We start from the raw sequence: 21,466 nt of genomic DNA on the forward strand, positions 1-21,466 counted from the left end.
GCAGGCATGTGATCGCGCGCGCGAAACGTGCAACCCCTGCGCCGCGATCAATGGTGTTTCGTGCCTGGCCGTCTACGAGCAAGGACCTACACGATGCAAGAGAGTGTTTTCTTCCAGTTATCGGCCACCACGGCCATTTTGTTGCTGGCCGGCTTCTACGGCGCCACGTTTCTCATGTCGCTATTCATCGGCGAAAAGCACGAGAACGTGGATGGCTTCATGGTGTCGAACAACGCGGTCGGTTTCGGCCTGTCGGCCGCCAGCATGATCGCGACCTGGATCTGGGCGGCGTCCTTCTACGCCAGCGCCACGTCCGGATTCAAATACGGCTTGTCCGGCCCGCTGCATTACGGCTTCTGGGGCGCGTTGATGATTCTGTTCATCTACCCCTTCGGCAAACGCTTCAGACAGCTGGCGCCCAAGGCGCACACGCTGGCCGAAGTGATCCATGCGCGCCACGGCACGTCCAGCCAGATGATCATGGCGGTGTCGAACATTGTGGGCAGCTGCATCAGCTTGATGGTGAACTTCACAGCGGCAGGCGCGCTGGTGTCGATACTGAGCCCGCTGACGTTCATCCAGGGCGTGCTGATCGCCGGGCTTGGCGTGCTGTCTTACACGCTGTGGTCGGGCTTTCGCACATCTGTCATGACCGACTTCGCGCAACTGGCGGCGATGATCATCGCCGCCGTCATCATCATCCCGCTGATCTTCTTCAACGCGGGCGGGCCAGACTTGCTGCAAGCCAACATGTGGCGCTTGGACAGCGACCAGGCCGACTTCTATTCGACCAAAGCCATCCTGGAACAAGGCGCGCCCTACTTCGTGGCGGTGCTGGCCTACGCCATCGGCAACCAGACCATCGCGCAACGGCTCTTCGCCGTGCGTGAAGACTTGATCAAGCCCACGTTCCTGACGGCCACCATCGGGTACGGCGCGGTGGTGATCGGGCTGGGCATGCTGGGCCTGCTGGCGTTGTTCGTCGGGCTTGAGCCCGCCAACGGCGACATGAACAACATCATTCCGCAGATGGCGTCGACCTACTTGCCGCCGTTTGGCATCGCGCTGTTCTTTCTGCTGGTGGTGGGCTCGCTGTCGTCCACGGCGGACTCCGACCTGGCTGCGCTGTCGGCCATCGTCATGACGGACGTTTACGCCAAGAACCTGGCGCGCGGCCGCCCGGACCCGCGCCGCATGCTGTGGTGGGGCCGCGCCACCATGATCATCGCCACGATGATTGGCGTGATCTTCGCCAGCCTGCGCCTGGACATCCTGGTCATGCTGGTGTTCGTGGGTGCGTTGTGGGGCGCGATCGTCTTTCCGGTGATCGCCAGCTTCTACTGGGACCGCGTCAACAACCGCGCATTCGTGTGCTCGGTGCTGTCCGCCGTGGCGCTGTTCACGATCGTGCGTTTTGAACTGCTGCCCATGACGGGCGTGATCGCCGTGTTCTTTGAAATCTGCGCGGCCGTGGGCGGCGGCGTCGTGTTGGGCTTGATGACGTTCGGCTTCTTCGGCCGCACCGCTGCGATTGCGGTGGGCACATTGGGCGTCATCGTCATGCTGCCCGCCTTCATCGGCAACCTGCGCGACTACATCGTGCTGCTGGCATCGCTGACCGCTTACGGCGCCAGCGCCATCGTGTGCGTGGCGCTTAGCCTGCGCAACCGCGAACGCTTTGATTTCTCGCTGCTGGCAGACCGCGTGACGTCGTTTCATCACGAGCAAGAGGTCATGATGAAAGCGCCTTCAGGCAAGCTTTCCGCCGACGCCGCGCAATGAAACCCCAGCCATCAACAACAAGGAGATTGATATGTGGTTGACCGCCTATTTTCTGATCTGGCCGGCGATATCCGCGGCCATTCTGGCGATCTTGTGCGTGACGCTGTGGAAAGATATCCGCGCGGCGAAGCAAAGCGGCAAGTCAATGATCTGACGCGGCCGCCAGCACCTTCAACACCGCCGCACCCGTTGCCACGACATGGCCGGCCACGCTTAATTCGCCGCGCATGAATACCAGGCTGGCGGTGGTGCGCATGACGTGGCCGCGCACTTCCAGGAATTGGCCGGCGCGCGCCGCCGTCAGAAAGTGCGTGTCCAGTTGCACCGTCACACACGGGCGGCGGTCCAGCGCTTGCCAGGCGATGGCGCTCAAGCCGTGATCCAGCATGGCGGTCAGCAGGCCGCCATGCACCACGCCTGCGGGATTCAAATGGTCTGCTGTCGCCAGCAATCCATACGCCCACGCTTGCGCTTCCTTGCGCACCCACAAGGGGCCGATCAGCCCCGCGAATCCCGGCAAGGTCTTCTGATGCCAGCCATCGGCAGCCAGCGATTCGGCGGTGGGCGGCGCATGCATGGCATCAGCTCCGGGCGGACAACAGTTGCGACAAGGTCTGCGCTTCGGCCTGCAATTCCTTGGCCAGCGCATGGGCGCGTGCGTCGTCCAATTGCTCGGCCAAGCCCGCGGCCACCAACGAATGCGTCATGCGCTCGTGCTTGTCCAATACCGGCACCGCAATCACAACGACGCCGTTGATGTAGTGGTTGCGATCCAGGCTATAGCCATCACGGCGCACGGCGTCCACGTCCGCCTTCCACTCGGCGTATGGCGGCGCCTGATCCCAGCGCAAGGCCTTGAAGCGGCGTTCCATTTCTTTATCCGATAGCTCGGAAAACGCGGCCACCAGGCGGCCCGTTGCGCTGATCAACGCGGGGAAACGGCTACCCACGTCCACATGCAAACGGAACGGCGCGGTCGAACGCGATAGCGCCAACACCACCATGTGTTCGCTGCCCGCCACTTCCACACCGATCGCGGTGACGTTCGCGGCACTGGAAAGCTTGTCCAACACCGGCTGCACCAACGCCGGAAAAGGACTGCTTTCGATCACGCTGCGCGCCAGCGTCAGCATGCCCACGCCCAGGCTGTAGCGCTTGGTGGCGGCATCCACTTTCACCAGGCCCTCTTCCACCAGCACACGAAGAATGTGCAGGCAGGTGCTGGTCACCATGTCCAGTTCCTGCGAGATCGCCTTCAAGGTCATCGGCGCGCCGCCCCGGCCCAGCAATCGCAGGATGGCGATTGACCGCGTCACGGCCGGCACGGGCCGCACGCGTGGCCCTGCGGCTGCGGGGGATTCCTGGGAACTGGCTTCGCTCATCTGCATCTCCGATTTTTACTGCGGCAAGCATACCTTGCCGGGCCTGCGGCGTCGCCGTTTTAGGATGCCCGTAATTGTCTATATACAATAAATAGACGTCATTGACAATTTAAAAGCTGGCGCGCATAGTCTGCCCAACGGATTGCCAAACCCACACAGGTACGACGACATGACGACGCTGACCCAGACCACTTCTTACGCGGACGCCCAGGCGCTCTGCTCCTCGGACAAGCTCTGGGAGCTGTTCGACGGCAACCGCGAGCAGATGAACATTGCCCACGAGTGCATCGACCGGCATGCGGGCAAGGACGATCCCGCGATCATCCTGGTGCGCGCGGCAGGCGGTGATGAGATCTACTCGTTTCGCCAGATCGCCGAGCTGTCGTCGCAATTTGCGCACGGACTGGTTGAGCAAGGCATCCGCCCCGGCGACCGCGTGGCGGTGATGCTGGAACCGTCGCTGGCGTTCTACGTGGCGATGTTTGGCGCGATGAAAATGGGCGCCATCGCCGTACCGCTGTTCACCTTGTTCGGCCCCGACGGCATCCGCCTGCGTGTGCAGGACTGCAAGCCGCGCATGCTGGTCACCAACGCTGAAAAAGCGCCCATGGTGGCGGCAGGGGACGACATGCGCGTCGTCATTGCCGACGACACGTTTCTGGGCAAACTGGCCAGCTACCCCACGCACTACACCTGCAATACGCGGGCCGACGATCTGGCCATCTTTCAGTACACCTCGGGCACCACCCGCGAACTGCCGGACGCCGTCAAGCACACGCACCGCGCACTCGTCACGCTGATGCTGGCCGCGTTGTACGGCACCGGCGTGCGCCCCGGTGACCGCTTCATGTGCCCGTCATCGCCCGCTTGGGGCCATGGCTTGTGGCATGGCACGCTGGCCCCGTTGGCGCTTGGCGTGACCATTGGCGCCTACGCCGGCAAGTTCAACGCCGAACGCTTGCTGCAAGCCTTGCAGGATCACGCGTTCAACAACATCTCGGCCGCCGCCACGCACTACCGGATGATGCGCAATTCCGGCGCGGCAGGCCGCTACCGCTATCAGCTGGACAAGGTGTCCTTCACCGGCGAACCCATCGACAGCGAAACGTCCGCGTTCGTGGAAGCCACCTTCGGCCGGCCCGTTTGCAGCATGTACGGCACCACCGAAATCGGCGTGTGCCTGGTGAACTACCCCGGCGCGACGGACTTCACGGTCAAGCCCGGATCACTCGGCAAACCCGTGCCTGGCCTGCGCGTTGAAGTGCAGGACGCCAACGGCGCGCCCTGCCCGCCCGGCGTCACCGGCGAATTGAAGCTGTGGCGGCGCGACGATTGGGTGGCCACCAAAGACCTTGGGCGTGTCGATGAAGACGGCTATTTCTGGCATGGCGGCCGCGCCGACGACGTCATCATCTCGGCCGGCTGGACCATGAGCGCCGTCGAAATCGAAGACGCCATCCTCAAACATCGCGACGTGTCCGAAGCCGCCGCCATCGGCGTGCCGGACGCGCTGCGCGGCCAGGTCGTCAAAGCCTTCGTGGTGTCCGCCCGCCCGGGCGACGACGCCTTCGTGGAAGAAATTCAGAACGCCGTGCGCAGCCAGCTGGCGCAGCACGAGTACCCGCGTCAGGTGGTGTTCGTGCCTGAACTGCCCAAGACGCCGGCCGGAAAGATCCATCGCCGAAAACTGCGGGAGCAAGAACTTGCAACCGCTGATGCATCAACCGTAAACGCCGCGCCCGCCGCGCACGTCTGACCATCCCCCCAGGAGACATCATGCTGACCAAGACCAAAATCGAACGTAGCTTCCCGACCATCACCGAGCAAGGCCTGGACGAACTGCGCGCCCGCATCGGCGTGAAGATCGGCGCCACCGCCGAACCGTGGTGCTACGAAGCCACGCGCGACAACATCCGCCACTACGCCCATGGCATTGGCGACGACAACCCCTTGTGGTCTGACCCGGAGTACGCGGCCAAGACCCAGCACGGCGGCATCATCGCGCTGCCCAGCTTCCTGTTTTCCACGAGCCGTATCGTGTCGGGCTACGTCGGCGGGCTGCCGGGCGTGCATGCGATGTGGTCGGGCGCAGATTGGACGTGGCACAAGACCGTCAAGCGCAACGACACCATCTCTACTGAGGCGCACCTGAAGAACCTGATCGAACACCAGACCCGCTTTGCCGGCCGCGCGATCCAACAGATCTATCACGTGGACTTCTTCAACCAGGATGGCGACAAGGTGGCCGAGGCCGACAGCTGGTGCTTTCGCACCGAACGCGACCACGCCCGCGAGCAAGGCAGCAAGTACAAGGAAGTGCGCGCCCGCGAACCGCGCCGCTACAGCCCCGAAGAAATCAAGGAAGCCTACAAGCTCTACGCGCAGGAAGAAGTGCGCGGCGCCACGCCCCGCTACTGGGAAGACGTGAAGGAAGGCGAAGCGCTTCCCGTGATGTTCAAAGGCCCGATGACGGTGACCGGCTTCATCGCCTATGCGCAGGGCTGGGGCGGCCTGTACATCCGCGCCAACAAATTGGCGTGGCAACTGATCGACGCGCACCCGGGCGTGGGCATCACCAACCGCTTCGGCATTCCTGACGTGCCGGAACGCGTGCACTGGGAAGAAGAATTCGCGCTGGAAGTCGGCGCGCCGGGCGCCTATGACTACGGCCCCGAACGCAATTCCTGGCTGACGCATCACCTGACCAACTGGATGGGCGACGCCGGCTTCCTGCGCAAGTCCACGTGCAAGATCCGCCGCCACAACCCGGAAGGCGACATGCTGTTCTTCAAAGGCCGCGTCACGCGCAAGTACGTTGAAGACGGCCGCCATCTGGTCGAAATCGAACAGGAAGCCCGCAATCAGGACGACGAATTGTCCGTGCTGGGTTCCGGCGTGGTTGAATTGCCCACCCGCGCGTGATGTCAGCGTGATTCAAGCGTGACGTAATCGGGCCGCCCGGCGCACATCGCGCGCGGCGCGGCTTGTTTTCCCGACGGCTGACCAGCCGCCGCTGCTTGCCATGATCGCGCGCGTGCGCTTGCCGCCCGCGCGTCGGACATGACCATAACGAGGTCAATGATGTCTGGTTCATCGGAGCATGCTGCACACGCCCCCGACGCCCCCAACGCCCGCGCGCCGGGCGCGTTGGCAGGCTTACGGGTCATTGATCTTTCCCGCGTGCTGGCGGGGCCGCTGTGCACTCAGATGCTGGCGGACCAGGGCGCAAGCGTGATCAAGGTCGAGCCGCCGGGCGGCGACGAAACACGCATGTTGGGCCCGCCCGTCAATGCCGACGGCGACGCCGCCTACTTCACCGCCGTCAACCGCGGCAAGCGCGCGATCGGCCTGGACCTGTCACGCGCAGAAGGGCGCGACGTGTTGTTGCGCCTGTTGGAAGATGCCGACGTGCTGGTCGAGAACTTCATTCCCGGCACGATGGCCAAGTGGGGGCTGGACTACGAAACGGATTTGAAGGCCCGCTTTCCCCAACTGATCTATTGCGCCATTTCCGGCTTCGGCGAAGACGGCCCGCTGGGCGGCCTGCCGGGCTACGACGCCATCTTGCAAGCGATGTGCGGCTTGATGAGCGTGAACGGCGACGCCGCCAGCGGCCCCACGCGCATCGGCATCCCCATCGTGGACCACCTGACGGGCTACACCGCGCAGGCTGGCATCTTGCTGGCGCTGTACCACCGCGCACGCACCGGACGCGGCCAGCGCGTTGAGGCCACGCTGTACGACACCGCGCTCAGCCTGCTGGTGCCGCACGCCGCCAACTGGATGCACACGCAGCGCACGCCGGGCCTGCTGGGCAGCGCGCACCCCAACATCGCACCGTATGACCGCTATACCTGCCGCGATGGCGACATCTTCCTGGGCATCGTCAACGACCGCCAGTTCCGCAAGTTCTGCGACTACATCGGCCTGGCGCCCTTGCTGGAAGACGAACGCTTTGCCACCAACCGCCAGCGCCTGGAACACCGCGATGCGCTGCGCACCGCCATCGACGAAGCGCTTGCCCATCGCGCGCGCGACACCGTCTGCCACGACCTGATGCAACTGGGCGTACCCGTCGGCCCCGTCCATACGGTGCCGGAAGCGTTCGAACACGCGCACACGCGCCACCGCGGCATGCGCATCGACCGCGACGGCTATCACGGCATCGGCGCGGCCACTCGCCTGTCGGACGCGCCCGTGCGCCTGCGCCGCCTGCCCCCTGCTTATGCGCAGCACACCGACGAGGTCCTCCGGGAGGCCGGCCTCGGCGACACCCACATCGCGGCCCTGCGCGAACTGGGCGTCTTGCCACGCAGGCCTCCTTCGAAGCCGTAGCAACACAACCGACCGCCCATAAAAAAATCCAGGAGACCACCATGAAGACACTACGCTTGATCGCCGCGCTAGCGGCGTCCTTGCTGTTCACGCAGCCTGCGGCCGCAGCCGACAGCTACCCCTCGAAACCCATACGCATCATCGTTCCCTATCAAGCCGGGCAAGGCACCGACGTGGCCGGCCGCTACCTGGGCGAGTACCTGGCCAAGGCGCTAGGGCAAGCCGTCATTGTCGAAAACCGGCCCGGCGCGGGCGGCAACATCGGCGCGTCCGAAGCGGCGCGCGCCACGCCCGACGGCTACACGCTGTTGATGGGCACGAACGGCACGCATGTGCTGAACCAGTACATGTACGCGTCCACCAACTTCGATCCTGAAAAAGATTTCGAACCCATCATGCTGGTCAGCTCGTTTCCGATGGTGCTGCTGACCACGCCCGCGTCGTCCTACACGAGCCTTGCCGACTTGCGCGACGCCGCCAAGGCCAAGACCGACAGCGTCAACGTCGGCATGCCCAGCACCACCGCGCGGCTGGTGTTTGAACTGCTCAAGCAGCAAGGCGTGTCCAGCCTGCGCGGCATTCCCTACAAGGGCTCAGCCACCGCCACCACCGACCTGATGGGCGGCCAGGTGCAGATCGGCATCGACACCGTCAGCGCCGCGCGCTCGTTCATCACGGGCGGCAAGCTGCGCGCGCTGGCGGTAACGTCATTGAAGGAATCGGCGCTGCTGCCCGGGGTCAAGCCCGTATCGGCCCAAGGCTTGCCAGACTTTCAGGTGATTGCGTGGAATGGCTTGTACGCCCCCAAAGGCACGCCGCCCGCCGTCGTGCAGAAGTTGAACGCCGAACTGACAAAGATTCTGGCGCGCCCCGAAGTGCAGCAACGTCTGTTGGAGTTAGGCCATGAACCGGGCGGCGGCACGCCGGGCGAACTGGCCGCCTTTGCCCGCAGCGAACGTCTGAAGTGGCAGCCGCTGATTGTTCAGGCGGGGCTGAAAGCGGAATAGCGTCTTTCGCTTCACCCGGCATAGAACGAGCCCAGGCCTTGCGCCTGGGCTTTTTCATGGGGCGGCGCCGGGCTACCGGCTCCTGGCTACTGGCTCCTCGCTCCTCGCTACTGGCTCCTCGCTCCTGGCTACTGGCTCCTCGCTACTGGCTACTGCCTACCGCGTGACCGAGTTACCGAGTTACCGAGTTACCGGGTTAACCCCAGCAGAATTAATACCTATAACATCAGAGAATATATTTATTGGAGACACCACCCCACCCATCCCTAATTCCGGGAGAAGACCATGGCAATGCCCACCCTCAAGCATTTCATCAACGGCCAATACGCGGAGTCCTCGGGCTCCGAGTATTTTGATTTGATCAGCCCCGTCACCGGCAAGCCGATCGCCCGCTCTCCCAACGCCAACGATGCCGACGTTGACGCCGCCTACGCCGCCGCCCGCCACGCGTTCAAAACCTGGGGCCGCAGCACGCCCTCCGCGCGCCAGCAGGCGCTGCTGAAACTGGCCGACGCAGTCGCCGAAAACAGCAGCCGCCTGGTCGACGCCCAAAGCCGCAACACCGGCCAGCTCAAACACCTGATCGCCTCTGAAGAAGTCGCCGTGTGCGTCGACCAGATCCGCTTCTTCGCCGGCGCCGCCCGCTTCCTGGAAGGCAAGGCCACGGGCGAATACATGGAAGGCCTGACCTCCAGCATCCGCCGCGAACCCTTGGGCGTGGTCGGGCAAGTCACGCCGTGGAACTACCCGTTGATGATGGCCGTGTGGAAGATCGCGCCGGCACTTGCGGCGGGCAACACCGTCGTGCTCAAGCCCAGCGACAGCACCCCCGAAAGCACGCTGCTGCTGGCCGAGATTGCCGCCCCCTTCTTCCCCGCCGGCGCCTTTAACGTGGTGCTGGGCAACGCCGCCACCGGCGCCAAGGTGGTGTCGCACAAGACGCCCGCGCTGGTGTCCATCACCGGCTCGGTGCGCGCCGGGCTGCAAGTGGCCGCCTCCGCCGCCGCCAACCTGACCCGCGCCCACCTTGAGCTGGGCGGCAAGGCGCCCGTCGTCATCTTCGAAGACGCCGACCTGGACCGCGCCGCGCAGCACATCGCCATGACCGGCTACTTCAACGCCGGCCAAGATTGCACCGCCGCCACCCGCGTGATCGTGGCCGAATCCGTGCATGACGCGTTCGTCTCGAAACTCGTCGCCGCCGCGCGCGACACCCGCTTTGGCGAGCCGGACGACCAAGACGCGCTCTACGGCCCGCTGAACAACGCCGCCCAACTGGAACGCGTGCAAGGCTTCATCCAGCGCCTGCCCGCCCATGCCCGCGTCGAAACCGGGGGCCGCCAAGCTGCGCGCCCCGGCTACTACTTCGAACCCACCGTCATCACCGGCCTGCAACAGCAAGACGAAGCCATCCAGACGGAAGTCTTCGGCCCGGTCATCACCGTGCAGAAGTTCAAAGACGAACAAGACGCCATCAGCAAAGCCAACGACGTGGAATACGGCCTGGCCTCCAGCGTCTGGACGCGCGACCACGGCCGCGCCCAACGCCTGTCGCGCGAGCTGGACTTCGGCACCGTGTGGATCAACACCCACATCCCGCTGGTCGCGGAAGCGCCGCATGGCGGGTTCAAGCGCAGCGGCTACGGCAAGGACTTGTCCGCCTATGGCTTCGAGGAATACACGCGCGTGAAGCACGTGATGAGCGCTCACGACTAAGGACCGGCCATGACATCCATCCACACGCAAGCCGATCGCACGCGCGAGCTCGTCACTCGCGCGCACCATGAACTTTTCAACCTGCACAACACGGGTGCGCTGGAACGCCTGTTCTCGCCGGCCTTCATCGAACACTCCGCGCTGGTCAAGGACGGCATCGACGGCTTGTTCAAGCTGCTGCACGACCACCCCGCCATTCAGTACGACGCGCATCGCGTCCTGGTGGATGGCGATCTCGTCGCCTTGCACGGCCGCTACACCGGTCTGGACGCCGAGCCCTTGGTGGGCTTCGACATCTACCGCGTGGCCGACGGCTTGATCGTCGAACACTGGGACGGGCTGGTGCCCGAAGCCGCACCCAACGCCAGCGGCCGCACGCAGCTGGACGGCCCGACGGAACCCCGTACGGGCCAAGACACCGACGCCAACCGCGCCCTGGTCACGGCCTTCTTCAAGCGCGCGCTGATTGAAGGCGACTACACCGCATTCAGCGACTACGGCAACGGCGAAGGCTTCCATCAACACAGCCCGGATATCGCCGACGGCACAACGGCCGTCATCGACTTTCTGAACCAGCTGCGCAAAGACGGCCAGGAACTGAAGTACAGCCGCACCCACCGCAGCGTGGCCGAAGGCGATTTCGTGCTGACGCATTCGGAAGGCAGCATCGCCGGCACGCGCCACGCGTACTTCGAACTGTGGCGCGTCCAAGACGGCAAGGTCGCTGAACTCTGGGACGCCATCATGCCGGTGCCGGACGACCGGCAGGCGGCGCACGCTCACGGCATCTTCTGACGGCGCCCATGGCATGATGCACGTTTCTCTTTTCCGCCCCGGAGTCCGCCCATGACCGCCCACGCCATCGTCTATGCCCCCATCGGCCAAGGCACGCGCTCGGATCAGGTTGTTGAACGGCTCAGCAACGCCATCGTTGCGGGGCTGCTTCATGCCGACGAGCAACTGCCCAACGAGAACGAGCTGTCGCGCCTGATGGGGGTGTCGCCCGTGACCGTACGCGAAGCCTTGAACACGCTGCGTGCGCGGCAACTGATCGACACCCGGCGCGGGCGCAACGGCGGCAGCTTTGTCTGCCCCGTGCCGGCGGACATGCTGCGTGACCGCCATCCGCTGCGCCTGGCCACTTCGGGCGATCTGGCTGATCTGGGCGAATTGCATTGCGCCCTGATCAGCCACAGCGCAAGGCTTGCCTCGCAGCGGTCCACACCGGATGAGCACCAGCGGCTGGCGCAGCAGATCGACCTGTTCGAAGCAGCGGCTGACCCGCAAGCGCGCGCGCAGGCCGACATGCGCTGCCTGCTGATGCTGGCCAGCCATGCGCAGTCGGCCCGGCTGGCGAACCAGGAACTGGAAGTGCAGGCGGAATGGGCGCCGCTTGCGGCATCGCTGTATCAAGACGACTCGCTGCATGCCGACGCTGTGGCGGCGTACCGGCGCTTGCAAGAGGCGTTGACCCAAGGCGACGAAGCCGCCAGCGGTGAACGGGCGCAAGACATGATCGGCGCAATGACGGATTGCCTGCTGGAACACAAACTGCGGCTGGATGCGCTGGGGGGTCAACCGACCCCCCAGCCGACAGCAAGCCCGCCACCAACCCGCTGACAACAGTGACTGACAACGCCCGCTGAACAAGACGGCTGGAAAAAGCCGCTGGGTAGGCTGCTGAAACAGGCTGCTGAAAACAGCAGCCCCCCCAGGCACAGAGGAGACGGCAGATGAACGAAGACGCAAACATCGATCGCGCCAACGGCATTCTGGAATGCGTCTTGAACGATGCGCAGAACACCGCAAGCGCACTGGCGGACGCCACGGCCCAGATTTTTTCGGACCAAACGCCGGCCCCGGACAGCGGCCTGCGGCTGTCGGCCGAACAGCGGCGCGCGTTGCAGACCCACATCCAGGTGGCGCTGCGCCTGAACCCCTGGTGCAACGGCGCGGGCTTTGCCAGCTATGCCGCGCCCGAAGGCCCCGAAGACGGCTATTGGACGCTGGAGTGGTGGCACCAAGAGGGGCGATCCTTGCAGCAAGCGCAGCTGGAACGCAATCAGGAAACGCGCCGCCGGCTGGACTTCCGTGCCTTCGCCTGGTTCGATGAGCCCGCCCGCCGCCACCGCCCCATCATTGAAGGCCCGTATGTGGACTACATCTGCAACGGCGCCTACACCATCACCGCTGCGCATCCGGTGCTGGTCGGCGATGCGTTCGCCGGTGTGGCGGCCGTAGACGTACTGGTCTCCACCCTGGACCGCATGCTGCTGCCCGCCTTGCGCAACATCGGCACGCCGGCGCTCGTTCTGAACGCAGACTCACGCGTCGTGACCTCTACCGCGCGCGGTGTCCGCCCCGGCACCCTGTGGCAAGCCAAAGACGGCGACCGCCTGATTGGCGCTCCCAACGCGCTGCGCCTGGCCGTACTGCCAACGCCGCCGTCCCGCACGCCGCGCGGCCATCCCGCCAGCGCGCATCCGCTGCGCCACCCCGGCTGACGCGCCGGGGCCACGCCCCACTCCCCTTGACTTCGTACGCTCCGCGCCCTTGCTGGCGCGGCCGGCGCACATCTTTTGCAAACTGGAGAACCCCATGAAGTGGTATCTGCAAGCCCTGAAACACTACGCCGTCTTCAACGGCCGCGCGTCGCGCAAGGAGTACTGGATCTTCGTGCTGATTCAAATCCTGGCCGTGCTGGCGATTTCCGCCGCCGAACGCGCGGCCGCCGTCGCCAACCCCGAGATTCTGTTCGGCTGGTACACCGCGGGCTTTCTGCTGCTGACCTTGCTGCCCGCGCTGGCCGTCACGATCCGCCGCTTGCACGACACCGGCCGCAGCGGCTGGTGGGGCTTGCTGCACGCCGTGCCTGTCGCCGGCACGCTGCTCTTGCAGGCATTCATGCTGCCCGCCAGCGCGCGCGGACGAAACCGCTACGGCCCTGCCCCCGCGCCGGTGATGGCGTAAGCCGAAAGCCCTTGAATCCAGGACCTTAGACATGACACTGAACCGACGCGATTTCATCCTCAAAACCGCGGTTGCGACCACCGCGGCAAGCGCCGTGGGTGCGCTGGGCCTATGGCCCAAGCATTCCGCCGCACTGACCTTGGCGCCCGCGGGCGTTTCGCCCTCGGCCTCGATGCTGCCGCCATCAGAACTGCTGCAAGACGCACGCAAGGTGCCCACGCGGCTGGGCATCGACCCCCGCATCTGGAACTGGCGCAGCGACGCCAGCGCGTCCGATCCCATGCCCGCCAACTACTACGAAGCATCGTTGTCGGACTGGCCCGCCTTCGGCGGCTTGCCGGGCGACCTGCATTGCGAAGTTGTCGTCATCGGTGGCGGCCTGCTTGGCGCATCCACGGCGTTGCACCTGGCCGAAGCGGGGGTGGATGTCGTGCTGATCGAAAAAGACCACATCGGCTCGGGCGCGTCCGGCCGCAACGGTGGCCAGATGACGCCGGGGCTGGCGCGTTGGGAAGCCGGCACCATGCTGGAAAACCTGTCGCCCGATGAAGCCCAGCGGCTGTGGCGCTTTGCCTCGGCCGAAGCCATGGAAACCGTGGACGGTTTGCGCCACCGCCACGGCTTCGATTGCGACCGCCAATACGGCCACATCACGGCAGCGGTGCACGCAGGCCACATGGGCGCGCTGGTCGACAACGCCGATGCGCGCCGCCGCCTGGGCGATGACAGCGTCAAGATCATTGGCCGCCATCAGTTGAACGAGCAGCACGTGAAGTCCGACATCTACTTCGGCGCCGCCATCGACAGCGGCGGCGGCCAGGTGCAGCCGCTGGCCTTGCTGCGCGGCCTGATTCACGCCTTCGTCAAACTGGGCGGCAGGGTGTATGACGGCACGGCCGCGCAAGCCATCGAAGAATCACCGGGCAGCACGCTGGTGAAGACGGCGCAGGGCGCGCTCAAGGCCACCAAGGCCGTGGTCTTGGCCGTGCACAGCGCCACGTTCCAGTTCATGCCGGGCAGCGCCACCACCGTGCCATTCTTCACCTATGTGGCCGTCACGCCGCCGCTGGGCAATACGCTGGACGCGCTCATCCCATCCGGCCTGCCGGTCTACGACACGCAACTGCAAATCGATTACTACCGCCCCGTGCGCGACAACCGCCTGCTGTTTGGCGGGCAAGGCACGGGCAACTCGTGGTCACCGCGTGACGTCAACAACTACCTGCTCGACCGCATCAAGACCGTGTTCCCGCAACTGGAAAATCCCGAGCTGGAATATTCCTGGAGCGGCATCAGCGACCTGACCTTGAACGGCGCAACCGACAGCCGCAAAAGCGCGGGCGACGTGCCGGTGTACATGGTGCACGGCTGGAGCGGGCACGGCGTGGCGCAGACGGTGCGCATTGGCCGCGCCATCAGCGACGACCTGACCGGCCGCAACAATGACTACGCCATGCTGACGCGCTTTGATCACGCCGGCATTCCGCTGGGCCGTCATCTGTCGCCCGTTGCGATTCCGCTGATCAAGGGCGCGCTGGGCGTCAGGGGCTTGATCAACCCCGCCGACATGGTGTCGTTCTAAGCCGGCACGCGCGCCCGGCGCTGGCCCATGGCGGCAATGGCCACGGCCAGCACCAGCAACGCCGCCGCCAACGCATAGGTGCCACGCATGCCTGCCGCCAACGCGGCGGGCGGCGCCATCCGCACGTCGCCCGCGCCGGACGCCCACGCGAATACCGCGCCCATCAACGATGCGCCGGTAATAAACCCCAGATTGCGCGACAGGTTCAACAGGCCCGAGACCGCACCGCGCTGATCCGCCCCGGCGCTCGCCATGATGGCGCTGCTGTTGGCCGCCTGAAACAGCGCATAGCCGCTGGTGATGACCACCAGCGGCGCCACGTAGCCCACTGGGCCAAACGTCAACGGCGCCAGCGGCAACAGCGTTGCGCCTATCGTCATCGCGACGAGCCCGGCCAGCATCACGCGTTGCGCGCCGTAACGGTCCACACTGCGGCCCGCCGGCACACCGGCCAACGCGGCCACGGCGGGTCCGCAAGACATCACCAGCCCCACTCTCGCCGTGTCCAGGCCCAACGCGCCCGCCAGATAGAACGGGCCAACCACCAACGTCGTCATCATCACGGTTGAAACAAGTGCGTTCGTCGCCACACCGGCGCTCAAGATCGGTTCGCGAAACAGCGCCAGCCGGATCAACGGCGATGCCGACCTTGCCTGCACCCGCACGAACATTGCGGCGGCGATTGCCGCGACCGCCAGTAGCGCCAGGGTGGTTACGCCGAGGCCGCCGCCCGCCGTCATCGCCAACGCGTAGGCGGCGACACCCACCGCCAGCAGCACCGAACCCGTGGCGTCAAAGCGCGCCCCGGGTTGAGCGGCATGCGCAGTGTCCTGAGGCAAATGCCGCCACGCCAAGCCAAACAGCGCGGCGCCCAAGGGCAGATTGATCAGGAAAATCGACGGCCAGCCGAATCCGCTGATGAGCGCGCCGCCCAGCGTCGGACCGAGCGCGGTGCCGATGGCCGACATCGTGCCCAGCAGCCCCATCACGCTGCCCGTCTTCTCCTTGGGTACGGCCACGCTGGCGAACGCCATCGTCAGCGCCATCATGATGGCGGCCCCCACCCCTTGCACGGCACGCGCGGCGATCAATCCGCCCAGCCACGGCGACACGCCGCACAACAGCGACCCCGCCGTGAATAGGCCGATGCCCAGCAGCATCAGCCGCCGGCGGCCCATCACATCGCCCAAGCGCCCTGCGCTGACGATCACCGTGGTGATGGCCAGCAGATACGCCAGCACCACCCATTGCACCGAGGCGAAGCCCGCATCAAAGGTTTGCGCGAGCGTCGGCAACGCCACGTTCGCAATGCTGGTGCCAAGCGCGGGCAACAGCATCGCCAAGGACAGGCTGGCCAACAATGGCCGGGAAGCAGGCATAGCGGGATGAGAAGATTGCACGATCAGGCCTAGAAGAATGGCTTGCCAACATGGCGCGCTGAAACCATCCTAGACTTGTGCGTCATTAGGCGGAAGACGCAGCATTTGCATTAAATACCTGCACGGAACGCCATGTCATGACGTGCACATCTGCGCGCCGCCATGCTACGTTTGCGGCATGGCTTCCCCCGACCTTAATCTGCTGATCACCCTGGACGTGCTGCTGGACGAAGGCAGCGTCGCGCGCGCGGCGCGCCGGCTGCGCTTGAGCCCATCAGCCATGAGCCGCGCACTGGCTCGCTTACGGGAGACCACGGGCGACCCGCTGCTGGTGCGCGCCGGACGTGGCCTCGTTCCTACCCCTCGGGCGCTTGAGCTGCGCGGCCGGGTGCATACGCTGGTGCAAGACGTTGAAGCGGTGTTGCGCCCTGCCGAACAGCTGGATCTGATGCGCCTGGAGCGCACCTTCACGTTGCGAACCAGCGACGGGTTTGTGGAAAATGTCGGGCCGATTCTGCTCAACCGCATCGGCCGGGAAGCCCCGGGCGTGCGGCTGCGCTTCATGCAGAAAGCGGACAAAGACAGCGCGCCGCTGCGCGAGGGCGAAGTCGATTTGGATACGGGCGTGGTCAGTGACGCCGCCAGCCCCGAACTGCGCACCCGCGCACTCTTCCAAGATAGATTCATCGGCGTCGTGCGCGCCGGCCATCCACTAAGCGGCGGCAAGGTAACGCTTGCCCGCTACGCCAACGCACACCACATTCTGATGTCACGGCGCAATCGTGAGACCGGCCCGGTCGACGACGCCTTGGCCGCCACGGGACGCAAGCGTCATATCGCCACCAACGTCGGCGGATTTTCCGCCGCGCTGGCGCTGGCCCGGCACTCGGACCTGATCGCCACGGTGCCCGAGCGGCACACGGGCAATCTGCGCACCGGGATGCACAGCTTCCCGCTGCCCTTCCCGATGCCCGCGTTCACGGTGTCGATGCTGTGGCATCCCCGCATGGACGGGGACGCCGCGCATCGCTGGCTGCGCGGGTGCGTGCTGGAAGCGGTCCAGCAGTTGCCCGCGCGCTGACGCGACGCGGGTTATTTGGCCGCTTATTTTCCTGCTTACTTGGCTGCACTGGCCGCGGTGGCCGCCAGCGCATCAAACTTCTTATCCAGTTCGGCGAGCGACTGGTTGATGTGATCGCGGCGGTCTTTGATCCACTTGCCTTGCGAGGCCAGTTGCTCGCGCGCTTCTTTCAGCATGCGATCCATCTCGGCCGGCTGCGGGCCGCCGCTGGTGGCGCGGTTCTTCACGATGGCGACCGGGTCCAGCGTGGAACGAAACTCGGCTTCGCTCATCGGCAGTTCATTGCCGTACTTGGAATCCTTCATCGCATCGGCGTAGATGCGGCGGGCCTGTTCATACGGGAAGTCCAAGGGCTTGATGTTATTGGTCTTGGCGTAGGTGACCACTTCGGAGGCGAAGTGATGGCCATCGCGGAACGGCAGCTTGTACTTGCGCATCAGCACGTCGGCCAGTTCCTGCGATGCGGTCCAGTCGCTGTTCAGTTCTTCCAGCGCGCGGTCCGGGCTGATGACCATGGCTTTGAGCACGCGGTCCCAGCGCTTGAGCGCCGAGATACCGCTGTCGACCATGGCGGAATTCTGCTTCACGTCTTTGGGGTCGCTCATGCCCGGCGTGATGTTGTGCGTCTGAATGACGGGGCCCATCGCCAAGGTGATGGCGGTGGACGCGTCGCTGCGGGTGTCATTCAGTAGACCGGGGTTGCGCTTTTGCGGCATGGCGCTGGACACATAGGTATTGCCGCCGCCCTCTTCCAGCAGAATCCACGGGCGCGACTGCGCGTACTGGGTCATGACGTCTTCAACAAAGTTGCCGGTACGCAGCGCGATGCTGGTGACGATCGACGCCACTTCCACCGGCTGGTCCATCGACGAAATCTGCGAGGCATCGTAGGCGTTATCCACCAAGGCTTCAAAGCCCAGGTATTGCGCCATACGCTTGCGGTCCAGCGGCCAGCTGGTGCCGTTCAACACGGTGGTGCCCATGGGCGAACGGTCGATGCGCACATAGGCTTCGCGGATGCGCTGCGCGTCGCGCGCCAAGCCTGCCGCCTGGCCCAGCAGATAGTGTCCGTAGCTGTTGGGCTGCGCGGCCACGCCATTGGTGTAGTTCGGCACGACGGTGCCGGCGTGCTTGGCGGCCAGTTCCACCAGCGTAGTGGACGTCTTGTTCAACTGGTCGGCCAGTTCCAGCAGCTTGTCGCGCAAGATGGCGCTGCGGTAGGTGGCGTGCATGTCCTGGCTGGAGCGGCCCGCATGCAGCAGGGTCACGTCTTCGCCGGCCGCCTTGATCAGCAAGGGTTCAAAGGTGATGACGCTTGCCGGGCGCTTGGCGCCGGGCTGGTTGCCGTCGTTGATGACCTTGGCCACGCCTGCGGCCAGGCGCGGCGCCATGGACTTGTCCAGCAGCCCTTCATCGGTGTTGATGACGGCGGTGGCCTTGTTGATTTCTCCCAGCCAGAAGAAGGGGTCGCGCGGCACGGCGGTGGCGGCAGGCGCGGCAGCGGCGGGCGCGTTGGCGGGTGCCGTCGCGGGCGCCGCTTGGGCCAGCGCGGCATGCGTGCTCAGCGACAAGACCAGGGCGGCGCCCAGGGTGGGAAGAAACTGTCTCATGGCGTTCTCGTTATGGGAATTGTTTTTGGGGTGCTTGTGGCGGTCGACATCGAAGCCGATAGGGGGATCGATAGGGAAGCCGACTCCAGGGCGGTTGGCTAGTTTATGGAAAAGCCCCCGGCCCGAAAACCGGGTATTACACGGATATCCCGCGAATGCGTAACAAGAGTCCTCCAGGCTGAATAGTTCCTGACGCGATGACGCAGCGCAAAAAAATTGCGGGGCGACGCCGCTGACGCTGAGCGGGAACGAGAGTTAGCCAGGCGCCCCGATTCCTGATGCGCCCCAGTTCGTCGTGCATCTCATAGCGGTATGGCGGGATGCCAAAAAGTGGCCGGGTCCGTCAGGCCGCTTTGCTTCTAGAATTCCAGCACGCACTGCGCGCGCCCGCGCGCGGGCGGGATTCATTCAGCAGCACCGGGAGACTCATCTTGACCCAACCGACCAACGCCTTGGCTCACGCGGATTACCCGCCCGCCCAAACGGTCGAAGACTTCACTGCGAACCTTGCCGCCGTGCAACACCGCATCGCCCAAGCCTGCGAACGCGCCGGCCGCGATGCCGGCAGCGTGCGGCTATTGCCCGTCAGCAAGACCGTGGACGCGGCGCGCGTGCGGCTGTCGTACGAAGCAGGCATCCGCTATCTGGGCGAAAACAAGGTGCAGGAAGCGTATTCCAAATGGGAAGCCTTGAGCGACCTGCCCGACCTGCGTTGGTCCGTCATCGGCCATCTGCAAACCAACAAGGCCAAACTGGTTGCGCGCTTCGCGTCAGAATTCCAGGCGCTGGACAGCCTGCGCGTGGCTGAAGAGCTCGACCGCCGGTTGCAGGCCGAAGGGCGTGCGCTGGATGTGTTCGTGCAGATCAATACGTCGGGCGAAGCCAGCAAGTACGGGCTGGCGCCGGAAGACGCCGCCGCCTTCGTGCAGGCCTTGCCCGCATTTCAATCGCTGCGCGTGAAGGGGTTGATGACGCTGGCGCTCTTCGCAAGCGATGCCGCGCGCGTGCGGCCATGCTTCGTGCGCCTGCGCGAGCTGCGCGACACACTACGCCAGACCGCGCCGGCAGGCATCGACCTGGCCGAGTTGTCGATGGGCATGTCGGGTGACTTCGAACTGGCCATTGAAGAAGGCGCAACAGTCGTGCGCGTAGGCCAGGCGATTTACGGATCGCGCGCGCTGCCCGACAGCCACTACTGGCCTGCGACGGGCAAGCCGGAAAACTGAAGGGAAGGAAACAAGCCGTTGGGGGGCAAAAAGTGGCCGGATAAGTGGTCTGATTGATATTCATAAAGTGGCATGAATAAACAGTCCACTTGAATTCTACACTTTGCGTTGAATAAGGCTGCGCGCATTGCAGCCGTTACGCACTGTGGAGTGATTCATGCATTTAACGCCGGCCCGCCTGCAACCCGCCGACTTCTTCGCCCCGACCGTCGCCGCCCTGATTTCTGTTCTGGTGAACTACGGCGGCACCTTTGTCCTGGTCTTCCAGGCTGCCGAACTGGCGCAACTGACGCCCGCCCAGACCACGTCCTGGGTATGGGCCGTGTCCATCGGCGTCGGCGTCACGGGCGCGTTCCTCAGCTTCCGGTACAAGGCTCCCATCATCACCGCCTGGTCCACGCCGGGCGTGGCGTTCCTGGCCACGGTGATGCCCTTCACACCCTATGGCGAAGTCATCGGTGCGTACATGCTGTCGGCACTGGGCTTCATCATATTGGGGCTGTCCGGTGCGTTCGAAAAGCTGGTCCGCATGATCCCCGCGGGTATCGCCGCCGGCCTCTTGGCGGGCATCCTGCTGCAATTCGGCGTCAACGCATTTGGCGGCGCCAGCGCCGACCCCTTGCTGGTGATCGTGCTGGTGATTTGCTATGCATTGCTCAAGCGGTATACCTCACGCTTTGCCGTGGTTGGCATCTTGGTGATTGGCGTCACGATGCTGCTGGCGCAACAACGTATCGACGTCTCGGCCATCCACCTCAGCCTTGCCACGCCCGTGTTCGAAACGCCGCGCTTCTCGTTGCATGCGCTGTTGGGCGTCGCGTTGCCGCTGTTCATCATCACGCTGACCGGGCAATACATGCCGGGCATGCTGGTGCTGCGCAATGACGGATACAAAACCAGCGCCAGCCCGATTTTGACCGTCACCGGCCTGGGCTCGTTGCTGATGGCGCCCTTTGGCGCGCACGCGTTCAACCTTGCGGCCATCACGGCAGCCATCTGCACCGGCCCCGACGCGCACCCTGACCCGCGCAAGCGCTACATCGCGGGGCTGGCCTGCGGCGTCTTCTACGTTCTGGTGGGCACCTTCGGCGTCACCCTGGCGACGCTTTTCATGGTGCTGCCCAAGACCTTCATCACCACGCTTGCCGGGCTGGCATTGCTGGGCGCCATTGGCGGCAGCCTGGCCAATGCCATGGCTGATGCGCGCACGCGCGAAACGGCGCTCATCACGTTCCTGGCGACGGCGGCCAACGTTACGTTGTTGGGCGTGGGTGGCGCATTCTGGGGGCTAGCCGCCGGGCTGACTGCGCACCTGCTGATACACGGCGGCAGCCGCGCGCTGCTTGGCAGCCCGGCCAAGCCCTAACCATGCGAGGGGTGCTATTGGGCTATTTTG

The 21,466-nt window shown here is 64.9% G+C and carries 19 protein-coding genes; 15 read left to right on the plus strand and 4 right to left on the minus strand.

Annotated features, from left to right (window positions below):
• Window positions 1-93 precede the first annotated feature (93 nt).
• The gene (locus tag HV765_RS22370; RefSeq protein ID WP_175170986.1) at window positions 94-1,782 is read left to right on the plus strand and encodes a sodium:solute symporter family protein; all 1,689 of its coding nucleotides are present in this window, start codon (window positions 94-96) and stop codon (window positions 1,780-1,782) included.
• A 31-nt stretch (window positions 1,783-1,813) separates the two neighbouring features.
• The gene (locus HV765_RS31730; RefSeq protein WP_217483381.1) at window positions 1,814-1,936 is read left to right on the plus strand and encodes a putative transporter small subunit; all 123 of its coding nucleotides are present in this window, start codon (window positions 1,814-1,816) and stop codon (window positions 1,934-1,936) included.
• Here the strand turns inward: HV765_RS31730 and HV765_RS22375 are convergent.
• On the minus strand, window positions 1,925-2,359 hold the full coding sequence (locus tag HV765_RS22375) for a PaaI family thioesterase (protein WP_054427572.1): 435 nt from the start codon (window positions 2,357-2,359) through the stop codon (window positions 1,925-1,927). The genes HV765_RS31730 and HV765_RS22375 overlap by 12 nt on opposite strands.
• A gap of 4 nt (window positions 2,360-2,363) precedes the next feature.
• On the minus strand, window positions 2,364-3,164 hold the full coding sequence (locus HV765_RS22380) for an IclR family transcriptional regulator (RefSeq protein ID WP_175170987.1): 801 nt from the start codon (window positions 3,162-3,164) through the stop codon (window positions 2,364-2,366).
• Window positions 3,165-3,333: 169 nt separating this feature from the next.
• Here HV765_RS22380 and HV765_RS22385 point away from each other — a divergent pair, with 169 nt between their 5' ends.
• From HV765_RS22385 to HV765_RS22430, 10 genes are all read left to right on the plus strand, one after another.
• Window positions 3,334-4,920 (plus strand): acetate--CoA ligase, encoded by a 1,587-nt coding sequence (locus tag HV765_RS22385; RefSeq protein WP_175170988.1) that lies wholly within the window; start codon window positions 3,334-3,336, stop codon window positions 4,918-4,920.
• A 20-nt stretch (window positions 4,921-4,940) separates the two neighbouring features.
• On the plus strand, window positions 4,941-6,086 hold the full coding sequence (locus HV765_RS22390; protein ID WP_054427569.1) for an FAS1-like dehydratase domain-containing protein: 1,146 nt from the start codon (window positions 4,941-4,943) through the stop codon (window positions 6,084-6,086).
• A 156-nt stretch (window positions 6,087-6,242) separates the two neighbouring features.
• Window positions 6,243-7,499, plus strand: coding sequence for a CaiB/BaiF CoA transferase family protein (locus HV765_RS22395; RefSeq protein ID WP_175170989.1), 1,257 nt, complete (start codon window positions 6,243-6,245; stop codon window positions 7,497-7,499).
• Window positions 7,500-7,540: 41 nt separating this feature from the next.
• Window positions 7,541-8,506: a Bug family tripartite tricarboxylate transporter substrate binding protein gene (locus HV765_RS22400; protein WP_175170990.1), complete on the plus strand. Its 966-nt coding sequence runs from the start codon at window positions 7,541-7,543 to the stop codon at window positions 8,504-8,506.
• 285 nt (window positions 8,507-8,791) lie between these two features.
• Window positions 8,792-10,222 carry a gamma-aminobutyraldehyde dehydrogenase gene (locus tag HV765_RS22405; protein WP_175170991.1) on the plus strand — a complete coding sequence of 477 codons (1,431 nt, stop codon included), beginning with the start codon at window positions 8,792-8,794 and terminating at the stop codon, window positions 10,220-10,222.
• A 9-nt stretch (window positions 10,223-10,231) separates the two neighbouring features.
• Window positions 10,232-11,017 carry a nuclear transport factor 2 family protein gene (locus HV765_RS22410; RefSeq protein WP_175170992.1) on the plus strand — a complete coding sequence of 262 codons (786 nt, stop codon included), beginning with the start codon at window positions 10,232-10,234 and terminating at the stop codon, window positions 11,015-11,017.
• Between the two features lie 51 nt (window positions 11,018-11,068).
• Window positions 11,069-11,842: a FadR/GntR family transcriptional regulator gene (locus HV765_RS22415; RefSeq protein WP_175170993.1), complete on the plus strand. Its 774-nt coding sequence runs from the start codon at window positions 11,069-11,071 to the stop codon at window positions 11,840-11,842.
• A gap of 113 nt (window positions 11,843-11,955) precedes the next feature.
• Window positions 11,956-12,726, plus strand: a complete 771-nt coding sequence (locus tag HV765_RS22420) for a cache domain-containing protein (protein ID WP_217483382.1) — start codon at window positions 11,956-11,958, stop codon at window positions 12,724-12,726.
• Between the two features lie 94 nt (window positions 12,727-12,820).
• Window positions 12,821-13,192 (plus strand): DUF805 domain-containing protein, encoded by a 372-nt coding sequence (locus HV765_RS22425; RefSeq protein ID WP_175170994.1) that lies wholly within the window; start codon window positions 12,821-12,823, stop codon window positions 13,190-13,192.
• 172 nt (window positions 13,193-13,364) lie between these two features.
• Window positions 13,365-14,774: an NAD(P)/FAD-dependent oxidoreductase gene (locus HV765_RS22430; protein ID WP_175171047.1), complete on the plus strand. Its 1,410-nt coding sequence runs from the start codon at window positions 13,365-13,367 to the stop codon at window positions 14,772-14,774.
• Here HV765_RS22430 and HV765_RS22435 read toward each other — a convergent pair.
• Entirely contained in the window at window positions 14,771-16,153 is a 1,383-nt protein-coding gene (locus tag HV765_RS22435) for an MFS transporter (RefSeq protein ID WP_254600681.1), read from the minus strand. The genes HV765_RS22430 and HV765_RS22435 overlap by 4 nt on opposite strands.
• 178 nt (window positions 16,154-16,331) lie before the next feature.
• On the opposite strand from HV765_RS22435, the gene HV765_RS22440 reads away from it, so the two are divergent.
• Window positions 16,332-17,234, plus strand: coding sequence for a LysR family transcriptional regulator (locus HV765_RS22440; RefSeq protein ID WP_175170995.1), 903 nt, complete (start codon window positions 16,332-16,334; stop codon window positions 17,232-17,234).
• Between the two features lie 35 nt (window positions 17,235-17,269).
• On the opposite strand, the gene HV765_RS22445 is transcribed toward HV765_RS22440, so the two are convergent.
• Entirely contained in the window at window positions 17,270-18,844 is a 1,575-nt protein-coding gene (locus tag HV765_RS22445; protein ID WP_175170996.1) for an argininosuccinate lyase, read from the minus strand.
• Between the two features lie 431 nt (window positions 18,845-19,275).
• On the opposite strand from HV765_RS22445, the gene HV765_RS22450 reads away from it, so the two are divergent.
• Window positions 19,276-20,070: a YggS family pyridoxal phosphate-dependent enzyme gene (locus HV765_RS22450; RefSeq protein WP_054427557.1), complete on the plus strand. Its 795-nt coding sequence runs from the start codon at window positions 19,276-19,278 to the stop codon at window positions 20,068-20,070.
• A 157-nt stretch (window positions 20,071-20,227) separates the two neighbouring features.
• A complete protein-coding gene (locus tag HV765_RS22455; protein WP_175170997.1) occupies window positions 20,228-21,436 on the plus strand; it encodes a benzoate/H(+) symporter BenE family transporter in 1,209 nt (402 codons plus the stop codon).
• Window positions 21,437-21,466 lie beyond the last annotated feature (30 nt).

Origin of the sequence: Achromobacter kerstersii (genome assembly GCF_902859595.1) — a bacterium.
In the GTDB taxonomy this organism is placed as follows: domain Bacteria; phylum Pseudomonadota; class Gammaproteobacteria; order Burkholderiales; family Burkholderiaceae_B; genus Achromobacter; species Achromobacter kerstersii.

What these genes read in the sequence shown, in the direction of transcription:
- HV765_RS22370 (WP_175170986.1), top strand. Translation starts at nt 94, where the DNA reads ATGCAAGAGAGTGTTTTCTTCCAGTTATCGGCCACCACGGCCATTTTG.
- HV765_RS31730 (WP_217483381.1), top strand. Translation starts at nt 1,814, where the DNA reads ATGTGGTTGACCGCCTATTTTCTGATCTGGCCGGCGATATCCGCGGCC.
- HV765_RS22375 (WP_054427572.1), bottom strand. Translation starts at nt 2,359, where the DNA reads ATGCATGCGCCGCCCACCGCCGAATCGCTGGCTGCCGATGGCTGGCAT.
- HV765_RS22380 (WP_175170987.1), bottom strand. Translation starts at nt 3,164, where the DNA reads ATGAGCGAAGCCAGTTCCCAGGAATCCCCCGCAGCCGCAGGGCCACGC.
- HV765_RS22385 (WP_175170988.1), top strand. Translation starts at nt 3,334, where the DNA reads ATGACGACGCTGACCCAGACCACTTCTTACGCGGACGCCCAGGCGCTC.
- HV765_RS22390 (WP_054427569.1), top strand. Translation starts at nt 4,941, where the DNA reads ATGCTGACCAAGACCAAAATCGAACGTAGCTTCCCGACCATCACCGAG.
- HV765_RS22395 (WP_175170989.1), top strand. Translation starts at nt 6,243, where the DNA reads ATGATGTCTGGTTCATCGGAGCATGCTGCACACGCCCCCGACGCCCCC.
- HV765_RS22400 (WP_175170990.1), top strand. Translation starts at nt 7,541, where the DNA reads ATGAAGACACTACGCTTGATCGCCGCGCTAGCGGCGTCCTTGCTGTTC.
- HV765_RS22405 (WP_175170991.1), top strand. Translation starts at nt 8,792, where the DNA reads ATGGCAATGCCCACCCTCAAGCATTTCATCAACGGCCAATACGCGGAG.
- HV765_RS22410 (WP_175170992.1), top strand. Translation starts at nt 10,232, where the DNA reads ATGACATCCATCCACACGCAAGCCGATCGCACGCGCGAGCTCGTCACT.
- HV765_RS22415 (WP_175170993.1), top strand. Translation starts at nt 11,069, where the DNA reads ATGACCGCCCACGCCATCGTCTATGCCCCCATCGGCCAAGGCACGCGC.
- HV765_RS22420 (WP_217483382.1), top strand. Translation starts at nt 11,956, where the DNA reads ATGAACGAAGACGCAAACATCGATCGCGCCAACGGCATTCTGGAATGC.
- HV765_RS22425 (WP_175170994.1), top strand. Translation starts at nt 12,821, where the DNA reads ATGAAGTGGTATCTGCAAGCCCTGAAACACTACGCCGTCTTCAACGGC.
- HV765_RS22430 (WP_175171047.1), top strand. Translation starts at nt 13,365, where the DNA reads ATGCTGCCGCCATCAGAACTGCTGCAAGACGCACGCAAGGTGCCCACG.
- HV765_RS22435 (WP_254600681.1), bottom strand. Translation starts at nt 16,153, where the DNA reads ATGCCTGCTTCCCGGCCATTGTTGGCCAGCCTGTCCTTGGCGATGCTG.
- HV765_RS22440 (WP_175170995.1), top strand. Translation starts at nt 16,332, where the DNA reads ATGGCTTCCCCCGACCTTAATCTGCTGATCACCCTGGACGTGCTGCTG.
- HV765_RS22445 (WP_175170996.1), bottom strand. Translation starts at nt 18,844, where the DNA reads ATGAGACAGTTTCTTCCCACCCTGGGCGCCGCCCTGGTCTTGTCGCTG.
- HV765_RS22455 (WP_175170997.1), top strand. Translation starts at nt 20,228, where the DNA reads ATGCATTTAACGCCGGCCCGCCTGCAACCCGCCGACTTCTTCGCCCCG.